General features: G+C 66.6%; 9 protein-coding genes. 5 read left to right on the top strand and 4 right to left on the bottom strand.

All coding sequences use genetic code 11. The features are described 5' to 3' along the window. Positions 1-1,459: serine hydrolase domain-containing protein (locus tag MT490_RS06085; protein WP_297385206.1), on the top strand; the 1,459-nt coding region annotated here is incomplete at its 5' end. Between the two features lie 363 nt (positions 1,460-1,822). Beyond that, the gene (locus MT490_RS06080; RefSeq protein WP_297385205.1) at positions 1,823-3,031 is read left to right on the top strand and encodes a GGDEF domain-containing protein; all 1,209 of its coding nucleotides are present in this window, start codon (positions 1,823-1,825) and stop codon (positions 3,029-3,031) included. A gap of 24 nt (positions 3,032-3,055) precedes the next feature. Here the strand turns inward: MT490_RS06080 and MT490_RS06075 are convergent, their stop codons facing one another. Together MT490_RS06075 and MT490_RS06070 are read right to left on the bottom strand one after the other, a co-directional pair. Beyond that, a complete protein-coding gene (locus MT490_RS06075) occupies positions 3,056-3,949 on the bottom strand; it encodes a hypothetical protein (RefSeq protein WP_297385204.1) in 894 nt (297 codons plus the stop codon). A 19-nt stretch (positions 3,950-3,968) separates the two neighbouring features. Continuing rightward, positions 3,969-4,499, bottom strand: coding sequence for a YqhA family protein (locus MT490_RS06070; RefSeq protein ID WP_297385208.1), 531 nt, complete (start codon positions 4,497-4,499; stop codon positions 3,969-3,971). A 259-nt stretch (positions 4,500-4,758) separates the two neighbouring features. Between MT490_RS06070 and MT490_RS06065 the strand changes: the two genes are divergently transcribed. From MT490_RS06065 to MT490_RS06055, 3 genes are read left to right on the top strand one after another with little or no spacing between them, the layout of a single operon-like run. Further along, positions 4,759-5,940 carry an efflux RND transporter periplasmic adaptor subunit gene (locus MT490_RS06065; RefSeq protein WP_297385203.1) on the top strand — a complete coding sequence of 394 codons (1,182 nt, stop codon included), beginning with the start codon at positions 4,759-4,761 and terminating at the stop codon, positions 5,938-5,940. Next, on the top strand, positions 5,937-9,080 hold the full coding sequence (locus MT490_RS06060) for a multidrug efflux RND transporter permease subunit (protein ID WP_297385201.1): 3,144 nt from the start codon (positions 5,937-5,939) through the stop codon (positions 9,078-9,080). The genes MT490_RS06065 and MT490_RS06060 overlap by 4 nt, the downstream gene beginning before the upstream one ends. Next, positions 9,073-10,488 carry an efflux transporter outer membrane subunit gene (locus tag MT490_RS06055; protein ID WP_297385199.1) on the top strand — a complete coding sequence of 472 codons (1,416 nt, stop codon included), beginning with the start codon at positions 9,073-9,075 and terminating at the stop codon, positions 10,486-10,488. The genes MT490_RS06060 and MT490_RS06055 overlap by 8 nt, the downstream gene beginning before the upstream one ends. A 2-nt stretch (positions 10,489-10,490) precedes the next feature. On the opposite strand, the gene MT490_RS06050 is transcribed toward MT490_RS06055, so the two are convergent. Then, positions 10,491-11,171, bottom strand: a complete 681-nt coding sequence (locus MT490_RS06050; protein WP_297385182.1) for a TIGR02281 family clan AA aspartic protease — start codon at positions 11,169-11,171, stop codon at positions 10,491-10,493. Further along, positions 11,168-11,935, bottom strand: coding sequence for an MBL fold metallo-hydrolase (locus tag MT490_RS06045; RefSeq protein ID WP_297385180.1), 768 nt, complete (start codon positions 11,933-11,935; stop codon positions 11,168-11,170). The genes MT490_RS06050 and MT490_RS06045 overlap by 4 nt, the downstream gene beginning before the upstream one ends. Positions 11,936-12,035 lie beyond the last annotated feature (100 nt).

Raw genomic sequence — 12,035 nt, 5'->3', positions numbered from 1 at the left:
GGGGGCGCTGGAAGCATTCTTTGTCGAGCGTTCCGGCCGCGACGGCTTGAACGGCTCCATCCTCATCGCCCGTAATGGAAAGCCGATCTACCGCAAATATGTCGGGCCCGCCGATCGTGAAACCGGCCGCGCGGTCTATGCGAACACCGAGTTCGAGCTCGCATCGATCGGCAAGCTCTTCACGGCGACGGCGGTGCTCCAGCTCGTCGAGCGCGGCAAGGTCCAGCTCGATGCACCGTTCGTGCGCTACTTTCCCGAATTCCCCTATCCGGCAATGACCGTCCGCCAACTGCTTTCGCACAGCTCCGGTCTCTCCGATCAGGACATGGTGGGCTTCGTCGAGGCATATGCGCCGAAGCTCGCCCCGCGTCCGTTCACGATGGGAGACCTGGTTCCGGCTATCGTCGCTGCCCGCCGTACGATGAAGCGCAAGCCCGGCGAGCGCTGGTGGTACTCGAATCTCGGCTTCCAGCTGCTCGCATTACTTGTCGAGCGGCAATCGGGCGAAGCGCTGCCCGATTATCTTGCCGCGCATGTCTTCCGGCCTTCGGGGATGCGCCACAGCTATATCAAGACAGCACTGATCAACCGCCCCGATACTCCCAACTTCGCGCAAAACTACGCCTGGCCAAATCGCTGGTCGCGCGAACGCCGGCGCCTCGAGGGCGCGCGCGGCTATTATGCGGAAACGCTCTACGGAAACGCATCGGTGGTGGCCACCGCGGACGATCTGCTGCGGTTCGACACAGCGCTTCGAAACGGCGTTCTGTTGAAGCCGGAGACGCTCGATCGGGCCTACACGCCCCAGCGTCTCGCCGACGGATCGCCGGACTTCGTATGGCTCGGCATCGGCGGGATGGGCGATGCCGATAACGGCCTGGGATGGTTCCGCTTTCGCGACGAGAGCATGGGCAGGATCGTCTGGCACACCGGCGGCATGGCCGGATGCCAGACGATCCTGATGCGCAACCTGGACAACGGCCTCACGGTGATCCTGCTCAACAATGCCGACAGCGAGAATCTCTACAAATCGGCACTCTCGGCAATGCGCATCCTCAGCGGACGCGCGCCGCTCGACGAGCCGGTGTCGCTCACCCGGATCTATGGCGCGACCCTGGTCGAGCAGGGACCGGAAGCGGCGCGAGCGAAGCTCGACGCGCTTCGGCCGGATACAAGGCACTATCAGCTATCCGAGGACGCTCTCAACAATCTTGGCTACGGGCTGATGGAGGATGGTCGGGTACGGGAGGCTATCGCTGCGTTCCACACGATGACCGATCTGTTTCCAGCCAGCAGCAACGCCTTCAACAGCTATGGGGAGGGCCTGGAGAGCGCCGGATTGCTCGTCACCGCGCGGAACGCCTTCCAGCGCTCGCTCGAACTTGACGCCAAAAACACTGACTCTCTGAAGGCACTGAAACGGATCGAGGCTGCGCTCGCGCTGAGTAGAAATCGATAGCGGCGGCTTAGGAGGACTACCACATCGCGCGCCATGGCTGCCCTGATGAAGCGTCTCCTCCGGTACCGGGGCTCACACACGCATGAGAACGATAATATACATTATGTAAAATTCAAGCCGCTTCAGAGGTTCGGCTTCCTGCCCTTCACGGTCGCGGCGATCTGGTCCTCGCTGAACCTGCGGCGCTTCATTCCGTCCAACTCCACTCGGGATCGGTCACATTTCAGGCGAGCCCGTCGAGCCAAAGGCGTCCTTGTCGGCCAAATGATCCTATAATCTCTCTTGGGGGACATGTTCGCAGAGCGGGTCGCATTCTTCTGGAGCTGACAGCCGGAGGCAGCGGGACCAACGGGGACCAATCTGATGTTGGCCATTAGCGAGTTTGTCGACGGCAACACGCTGGTTATCGTCAACATCGTTCTGAGTGCCGTTTCGGCGCTGGTCATGTTTTGTCTGCGCATAAGCAGCAGTAACGCCAAGGGCCTGATCAGCTGGGCATTAAGCAACGCCCTGTTCGCGCTCGGCTTCCTGATGCTGATGAGCTATTATATCCATTGGCCAGATATCTTGAATGCGATGGTCGCCAACCTTCTGATCGATGGCGGCGCGATCCTGGCCTATGTTGCCGTGCTGCAATTCCTGGAGCGACCAAAGTCCGATCTGTGGCTGATCGCGCCCACAATATTGCTATGCGCCATCGAATTTACGCTGTTCCTGATTCATGGGACGGACATGGGCATGATGGTGCTGCTCGGTGCATTGGCGCGCGCCATCGTCACTATCGGGGCCGGGTGGCAATTGTGGCGCCATGCCGATCCGTATTTGCGACCGGCCTCCACCATTTCGGCGATTTTCCATTTCCTGTGGGCCGGGATGCTGTTCACCCGGATCGGGTGGTGGATATCGAGCCAATATCATCCCGTGGATTGGGATCCCACCACAGCCTATGCGTTGATGGTCCGCATCGTACTGACCTTCGTCGTAACGCCCAGCTATCTCTGGATGGTCACACGCCAGTTGGACCGGAAACTGCTGGAGCAGGCACGGCAGGATCCGTTGACCGGCATAGCCAACCGCAGGGTGATGTGGGACTGCGGCCAAAGGGCCATGGGCACGGCACGACAGAAGGAGACGAAGAGCGTCAGCCTGCTGATGATCGATGTCGACCATTTCAAGTCGGTGAACGATCGGTTCGGCCATGGCGTTGGCGATCAGGTGTTGGTGGGGATCGCTGGAATCCTGACCGAGCAGATACGCGATCGAGATATCGTTGCTCGCGTCGGAGGCGAGGAATTCATGGTGCTGCTGCCGGAAACCGAACAGGAAGCGGCCATGACCGTCGCCGATCGGTTGCGGTCGGCAGTCGAACAAGCCCCCTTCCCCCTGGAGGATGGCCGGACGCTATTCTGCACGATCAGCATAGGCCTCAGCCTTTTCGATCAGGATGCCGAGAACTGGGATGGCCTAGTCCTCGCTGCCGACCAGGCGCTCTATTGCGCGAAGCGGCTCGGCCGCAATCGGATCGAAACGCCTCCTCCCGTGGAAGCTGCCGTCACCGCGGCGTACAGCTAGGGTCGCCGCGATGACGGCCCTCTCCTACAGCCCGAGCCTGAGCGTGATCGCGGGCAGCAGCTTGAAGCTCGACCGGTCGGCCGAGTCCAGATTGGAATTGACCTCGATCCAGCGCACGCCGAGGCCCAGCGACCGTAGCAAACTGCCGTCGCCGCGCGCCACGGCACCGGCGAAGTCCAGGCCGAGAAACGCCTCGAACCGCCAGTCGCGGCGCTTCCCGCCGATCGCCGGATTGGCATTCTGATACCAGCGGCGGTCGACGATCCCCTCGGCGATGAGGTTGATCTCGTTGCCGACGGGAGCCACGCCCTCCATCCACAGCTCGCCGGCGAGATAGTCGTCGAGGTCTTGCGTCGAGTTGACCCAGCGCGGCGCGAGCTCGAACCCGATCTCCACCGGCCCGACCTTGCCGCCATAGCGGAGGCCGGCCGTGAGCGTCTGGCTGGTCTCCAGCCCCTCGCCGAAGAAATCGTCGAAGTCGCGCGCGACGGCGTAGCTGAGGAAGGACGAGAAGCCCGACGCCCCGGGCCGCGTCCGCAGCTCCAGGCTCGCAGCCAGGCTCGATTCGAACGGCGTGTCGTTGTCGGTGTCGATCGTCGTCGAGGGACCTGCGTCGAATTCGAGCTCGAGCCCGGACGAGAGCGGCTGGCGGGTGACGAAGGTCAGCGACACGTTCGTCTCGTCGCTGGCGCGCGATGAAGATCCCAGCGGATTGTGCGAGACGAGCTCGGGCGCGACCTCCAGCTCCAGCCACGCCCGGCGCGGCGGGCGCTCATAGCCCGGGATGTGCAGTTCGCTGGTGTCGGGGCCCGCCCCCTCCTCGCCCGGCGGCGGCTCCGACTGGGCAAGGGCCGGCGGCGCGATCGACAAGGCGCTCGCGAGGCACAGGATAGCGGCGGCGATCTTACGGAAAGGCATGTCGTCCTCCGTTGCGTCGTCAGGGTGCCGTCGGGCCGCGGCCGGTCCGGATGTTGAGCCAGTCGGTGACGGCGAGCAGGAGCATCGATATCAGCAGCGCCAGATGGATGATCACCATCCATCGCAGCACATCGACATCCACGGCGATGTTCTCGCTCATCTTCATGAAGAGGCGCAGCAGCGCGATCGACGATATCGCGGTGATCGACGCCATCAGCTTCATCTTCATGCCCGCGAAATCGATCGTGCCCATCCAGCCGGGACGCGACCCGGGTTCGCTCTCGATCCGGGACACGAAATTCTCGTAGCCGGCGAAGATGACGATGAGGACGAGATTGGCGACGAGCGACAGGTCGATCAGCGACAGCACCATGACGATCGCCTCGGACGAATTCATTCGCAGGATCGACGTCAGATGCTCGAAGAGCTCCCTGCCGAACACGAACAGCAATATCAGCAGCGCCAGGACAAGGCCGACGTAGAACGGCACCATTATCCAGCGCGAGTCCAGCAGCCCTCTCGATAGAATCCGGTTGGCCAGGAATGCCATCTGCTGCTTGGGCATCGATGCCTCGCAAACTCATGTTGGAGGGCGAGTAGAATTGACCACGCGTATTCATCGGCCGCCGAGCCAGATGACTTCGACGACTGATCAAGCAATACCCCGACTATCGCTGAATCCTCAGGCCTGCCAATCGGTACATCCGCCTCGTTCCGGCAGGGTTTTTCCTGATCACATCGATACGGGCGCATAGGCATCGTCCAGCGGGAGCGGTTGATACACGCCCTTCTGGTTGAGGAGCCTTGCCGTGAGCGGCAATTCTGACCGGTCCACTACCGGCATCGCCGCGAAGCGCGCGCTCCTGCTTCCCATGCTGCTGGCGGCGTGCGGCGGCGGAGGCGCCGGGCAGCAGCAGGCGGCCCCTCCCCCCAAGGTCCTGGTCGAGACCGTGCGGGCGGGCGCGATCCCCAATCTCGTCGAGCTGCCCGGACGGATCGAGGCGGTGCGATCGGTGGAGATCCGCGCCCGTGTCGACGGGATCGTCGAGCGCCGGCTGTTCACCGAGGGCCGCGACGTCGCGGCGGGCGCGGCGCTCTTCACGATCGACCCGCGCGACATGACCGCGCAGCGCCAGCAGGCCGCCGCTCGGCTCCAGACCGCCCGGGTCGCCCGCTCGCACGCCGCCTCGATCGTCGGGCGCTTCGAGCCGCTGGTGAGCCGCAAGGCGATCAGCGCGCAGGAATATGACGCCGCCCTCTCCTCGCTCCGGCAAGCCGATGCCTCGGTGCGCGAGGCGCAGGCTGCGGTCGACCGCGCGCAGCTCCAGCTGGACAACACCACGGTGCGCGCGCCGATCGGCGGGCATATCGGGCGCGCGCTGGTGAGCGAGGGCGGGCTCGTCAGCGCCGCGGCGGGGACGCTGATGGCGCAGGTGGACCAGCTCTCGCCGATCTTCGCGACGTTCAGCCAGTCGAGCGCCGAACTGCTCGAACTCACCCAGGAGATCCAGGCCGGGCGGATCAGCGTGCCCGATTTCCGCCGCGTCGAGGTTCGGCTGCTGAAGGAGAACGGAGCGGAATACGGGATCGTCGGCTATCTGGATTTCGCCGAGCAGTCGGTCGATCCCTCGACGGGCGGGCGCATCCTGCGCGCGCGGTTCGACAATCCGGCGCGCGTGCTGCTGCCGGGCCAGTTCGTGCGCGGCGTGGTCACCGCCGGCACGATCCAGGGCGGCATCACCGTGCCCGAGCGCGCGGTCCAGATCGGCGCGGCGGACGCCGCCGTGTTCACCGTCGGCGCCGACGGGGCCGTGGTGCGGCGCGGCGTCACGCTGGGCGGCCAGACCGGCGGGCGGTGGATCGTCGGATCGGGGCTGAAGGCCGGCGAGCGCGTGATCGTCGACGGCTGGCAGCGCGTCCAGCCGGGGCAGAAGGTCGATGCGCAGCCCGCGCCGCCAGCCGCGGCCGCCTCACCAGCCGCCGCGAGATGAACCGCTTCTTCGTCTATCGCCCGATCTTCGCCTGGGTGATCGCATTGCTCGTGATCCTGTTCGGCGCGATCGCGCTGCGCAGCCTGGCGGTGGAGCAATATCCGGATGTCGCCCCGCCCTCGCTCAGCATCTCGGCCAGCTTCAGCGGCGCCGACGCCCGCACGCTCGACCGCACGGTCACGTCGGTGATCGAGCGCGAGATGAGTGGCATCGACGGCTATCTCTACATGTCGTCGACCAGTCGCGCGAACGGCACCGCGTCGATCAACGTGACCTTCGAATCGGGCACCGATCTCGATACCGCGCGGGCCCAGGTCCAGGAGCGGATCAGCCGGGTCGAACCCCGGCTTCCCGAGGAAGTGCGCCAGCTCGGAATCCGCGTGACCAAATCGGGCGCGGGATTCCTGATGTTGATCGCGCTCAACTCGAAGGGCGGCGCCACCAGCGCGCTGGAGATGGGCAATTTCGCGTCGAACAACATCGCCGACGAGCTCCGCCGCGTTCCCGGCGTGGGCGACGTCCAATTGTTTGGCTCCTCCTTCGCGATGCGGATCTGGCTCGATCGCGAGAAGCTCGCCGGCTTCGGCCTGTCTCCGGGCGAAGTGCTCGCGGCGGTCCGCGAGCAGAACAGCCAGACCGCGGGCGGTGGACTGGGATTGCAGCCGGTCGACGGCTCCACCGAATTCACCGCGCAGATCGTGACGTCGGACCGCTTCTCTACCGCCCAGCAGTTTCGCGACGTGATCATCCGCAGCACCCCCGGCGGATCGATGGTCCGGCTGGGCGACGTGGCTCGCGTGTCATTGGGCAACGAAAATTACGGGTTCCGGCTGACGCTCAACGGCGCGGAGACCGCCGGCATGGCGGTCCAGATAGCCAGCGGCGCCAATGCGCTCTCCACCGCGGCGGGGGTGCGCGCGCGGCTGCACCAGCTCGAGACGAGCTTCCCCGCCGATATCGGCTGGACCACGCCGTTCGACACCACGCCGTTCATCACCGCATCGGTCAACAGCGTGCTGCGCACGATGGTCGAGGCGATGATCCTGGTCTCACTGGTCGTTTTCCTGTTCCTCCAGAGCTGGCGGACGATGTTCGTGCCGACTTTGGTGGTGCCGATCGCCTTGCTCGGCGCCTGTCTCGGGCTGCTGCTGTTCGGCGCGTCGATCAACCTGCTGTCGCTGTTCGCGATGATCGTGGCGATCGGCATCCTCAACGACGACGCGATCGTGATCGTCGAGAATGTCGAGCGCATCATGCGCGACGAGGGGCTCGACCCGCGCGAGGCGACCGTGAAGGCGATGGGGCAGCTCACCGGCGCGATCGTCGCGACGACCCTGGTGCTGCTCGCGGTGTTCGCGCCGATGGGCTTCTTCCCGGGCTCGACCGGCGGGATCTACCGCCAGTTCTCGCTGACCATCGGCATATCGCTGGTGATCTCGACGGTGCTGTCGCTGACGCTCGCCCCGGCGCTGTGCGGCATGCTGCTGCGCCCTCCCTCCCCCGCCGGATCCGAAGCCAAGCCCGGCCCGCTCGGCCGCTTCTTCGCCGGCTTCAACGGCGTGCTGGATCGCGGGACGACCAAATATCTCGGCGCGGTCGCCGCGATGGTGGTGGCGCCGCTGCGCTGGGCCCTGGTGTTCGTGCTCGCGACACTGGTCACGGTCGTGCTGTTCGGGCGCCTGCCCGGCGGCTTCCTGCCCAGCGAGGACCAGGGCTATGTCTTCGTCGCCTATACCGCCCCGCCGGGCGCGACGATGGCGCGGACCCAGCAGGTGGTCGACCAGGCCGAGGCGTTCCTGCGCAAGCAGCCCGAGGTCCGCAACGTCGTCTCGGTGATCGGCTTCAGCTTCTTCGGCCAGGGGCAATCGGCGGGCATGTCGTTCGTCGACCTCAAGCCCTGGGGCGAGCGATCCGGCGCCGCGCATTCGGCCGACGCACTGGTGCAGCGGAGCAACGCCGCCTTCTCCCGGATCCCGCAGGGCATGGTGTTCGCACTCTCCCCGCCGCCGATCCAGGCGCTCGGCAACGCGACCGGCTTCTCGATGAAGATCGAGGATCGCGGCGCGGCCGGCAGCGAGGCGTTGCAGCAGGCGAGCATGGCGATGATGGCGGCGGCGGCGCAGAGCAAAATCCTCGCCGGCGTCCGGCCCGAGGGCATGCCGCCCGCCCCGCAGCTCTCGCTCCAGATCGACCGGATCAAGGCCCGCGCGATGGGCCTCCAGATCGGGCAGGTGAACCAGGCGCTGTCGATCGCCTTCGGCTCGGCCTATGTGAACGACTTCGTCCATGACGGGAACATCCTGCGCGTCTTCCTGCAGGCCGACGCTTCGCAGCGGATGCGGCCCGAGGACGTCGCGGCGCTGCGCATCCGCAACGACAGCGGCCAGATGGTGCCCTTCTCGGCATTCTCCACCATGCGCTGGACCTCGGGGCCGCAGCAGCTGGAGCGCTATAACGGCTTCCCCTCGGCCACGCTCTCGGGCCAGGCGGCCCCCGGCTATTCGAGCGGCGCGGCGCTGCGCGAGATGGAGCGGATCGCGCGCGAAGTGCTGCCGCGCGGCTTCGCCTATGAATGGACCGGGATCGCGTTCGAGGAGAACCAGGCCGGCGGGCAGATCGGCATGCTGCTCGGCCTCTCGGTCGTCCTTGTCTTCCTGCTCCTCGCCGCCCTGTACGAGAGCTGGTCGATGCCCGCGGTGGTGCTGCTGATCGTGCCGCTCGGCATTATCGGCGCGGTCTTGTTCACCATGGCGCGGGGGATGTCCGCCGACGTCTATTTCAACGTCGGGCTGATCACGATCATCGGCCTCGCCGCCAAGAACGCGATCCTGATCGTCCAGTTCGCGCTCGAGCAAGAAGCCGAGGGTCGCGGCCCCTATGCCGCGACGATGAACGCCGCCTCGCAGCGGCTGCGGCCGATCGTGATGACCAGCCTCACCTTCGTGATTGGCATGGTCCCGCTGGTCCTCGCCACCGGCGCCGGCGCTGCGAGCCGCCAGGCGGTGGGCACCGGGGTGATGGGCAGCATGCTCACCGTGACCGCCTTCGGCATCTTCTTCACGCCGTTCTTCTATTATTCGGCCCGGCGCTGGATCAGCGGCAAGAAGGACCCCGAACCGGAGGCGCCCGGCCATGGCTAGGCGCTGGCCCGGTCTCCTGCCCATCGCGGCGCTCGCCGGCTGCAACCTGGCCCCGCCCTATGAGCGCCCGACGCCGCCAGTGCCCCCTGCCTTCGACGCGCAGCCTGGCGGCACGCTCGCGACCGAGATCGCCTGGCAGAATTTCTTCGGGGACCCCCGGCTCAGATTCTACATCGCCGCGGCGCTCGCCAACAATCGCGACCTGGCAGCGTCCACGGCGCGGATCGCCCAGGCGCGCGCCCAGTTCCGCATCCAGAATGCGGCGCGCCTTCCCCAGATCGACGCCTCCGCATCGGCCGGGCGTTCGCGATCGGCCACCCGCGACGCTGCGGGCAACCCCATTTCGGTGACTTCGGACCAGTTCGGCGCGCAGGTCGCGGTCAGCGCGTTCGAGCTCGATTTCTGGGGACGCGTGGCGAACCTCAGCGAGGCGGCGCGCCGCCAGTATCTCGCCACCGGGGAGGCCCGGCGCGCCTTCCGCCTGTCGCTGATCAGCAACGTCGCCGCGACCTATTATGCGATCCGATCGGGCAGCGAAGGCGTGGCGCTTGCGGACCGCACGCTGGCGACGCGGCGCGAGACGCTCGAGATCGCGCGACTGCGCCTCGACGCGGGCGTGACCTCGACCATCGACTATGACCAGGCCAATGCGCTGGTGACCCAGGCCGAGATCCAGCGCGCCGAGCTCGTCCGCGTCACCGAGCAATTGTCGAACCAGCTGCTGGTGCTGATCGGCGGCCCCGCCGAGGCCGCGCCGCCGCCGGGCCGGCCGATCGCGGATGCGGGGCAGTTCGAGGCGCTCGATCCCGGCCTGCCCTCGGCATTGCTCGCCAACCGGCCCGACATCCTCCAGGCCGAGCACCAACTCCGCGCGGCGAACGCCAATATCGGCGCGGCGCGGGCGGCACTGTTTCCCAGCATCTCGCTCACCGGATCAGGCGGAGTCGCGTCGACCGCGCTCTCGAGCCTGTTCGACAGTCCTTCGCGCGTCTGGTCGTTCGGGCTCGGTGGGCTGCTCTCGATCTTCGACTGGGGACGGCGCCGGGCCCAGGTGGATTTGAGCCGCGCCCAGCGCGACGAATTGGTCGCGCTCTATCAGCGCACCGTGCAGAACGCCTTCCGCGAAGTCGCCGATGGGCTGGTCGGCCGCCAGCGACTTGCCGAGCAGATCGTGGCGCAGGAACAGGCCGTGCGCGTCCAGGGCCGCCTCGCCGAGACCTCGAAGCTGCGCTACGACAATGGCGTCTCGCCCTATCTCGAAGTGCTCGACGCCCAGCGGGGGCTGTTCGCGGCCGAGCAGGCGCTGCTCCAGCTGCGCGCGGCGGCGCTCCAGAACGGCGTCTCGCTCTACGCCGCGCTCGGCGGCGGCAACGAGCCTCCCCCGGCACCGGCGCCGGGCGGCGAATAGCTTCAGATCTCGTCGTTTCCGGCAGAGCGCCTGCGCTCGGGCCTTGTAGGGGCCGTGGTGGCGTCGCTGCCTTCGTCGGCGGAGTCGCGCCTGGGTTCGAGGATCAGCGTCTTGTTCTCGACGCGCCAGCTGTGCAGCCGCGACAGGAAGTTCATGCCGAGCACGTCGAGCTCGCCGAAATTCTCCGACACCACCACGCCCAGATCCTCGGTCGCGAGCGGACCGATGGCGAGGCGCTGGATGTTGCCGCGGCGCGCGGCGACGGTGCCGTTGGCGGTCTCGATCATCACCGGCAGCCCGCTCCCCTCGCCGACCTCCGCCGCGGACGCCGTCCGTTCCGAGATCGCGGTGATCGTCGCGCCGCTGTCGATCAGCATCCGCCGCTCGACGCCGTTGATCGTCACCCGCGCCCAGAAATGGCCGTCGGGTGCCATGCGGATGCGCACGGTCTTGCCCTCGACCTGCTGGTCGTCGATCCCGAGCCGCGCCGAGGCAGCGGCGAACATCGCGCCGATCTCGTGGCGATGCGCCACCGCGAGCACGGTCAGCACGATGATCAGCGCCCAGGTCACCAGCGATCGCAGCACGAAGCCGATCGACAGCCGCCGGACCGAAAGCGCGCTGAGGACGAGCACCAGCACGCCCACCAGCCAGATCAGATCCATGCTGTCCCACTCGTTCACGCCAGCAACTCCAGGCCGTCATAGCCCGGTTCGACCCCTGCGGGCAGCTCGGCGGCCAGGCTGTTATAATCCATCGACTGGTCCATATGAACCAGCGCGGAACGGCGCGGCGCGAGTTCCTCCACCCATTCCAGCACATGGGCCAGGTTCGGGTGCGTCGGATGCGGCGCGCGGCGCAGCGCGTCGACCACCCATATGTCCAGTCCGGTGTAGAGCGCGCGCATGTCGCTCGTCATCGCATGGAAGTCCGTCGCATATCCTATTGATTTTCCGTCACTCTCGAAGCGCAGCCCGGCCGAGGTGATGCCGCCGTGCGGCTGGTCGGCCACGGTGATGCGGATGTCGCCGATCTCGAGGCTGTCGGGCAGCGGCTGCATCGCGATCGACGGGCGATAGAGCGCGCGGCCGAAGAACGCGTAGTGGAACTTGGCCTGGAGCTGCTCGAGCGTGAACGGACGCGCATAGCCGGACACGGGCTCGCCGCCCCGGGCGTGCATCAGCTGGCGGAGGTCGTCGATGCCGTGGGTGTGATCGGCATGGTCGTGCGTCCAGATCACCGCGTCGACGTTCGAGACGTCCGCGGTGAGCAGCTGCTCGCGCATGTCGGGGCTGGTATCGACGAGGATCGTGGTGGTTTCGGTGGTGACCAGCACCGAGGCGCGCGTGCGGCGGTTGCGCGGTTCATCGGGATCGCATGCGCCCCAGTCGTTGCCGATCCGCGGGACGCCGGAGGAGGTACCCGAACCGAGGATGCGGATTTTCATTTTTGGCTCACACGAAGGCACGAAGGTGCGAAGAAAGAAGGCTGTTCGCGCGGAGGCGCAGAGGACGCAGAGATTGTAGACCGCCGCGATAGCGGCGCTT

The sequence above is a fragment of the Sphingomonas sp. genome, assembly GCF_026460985.1.
Taxonomy (GTDB): domain Bacteria; phylum Pseudomonadota; class Alphaproteobacteria; order Sphingomonadales; family Sphingomonadaceae; genus Sphingomonas.
This window is presented reverse-complemented; position numbering and strand designations above follow the sequence as displayed.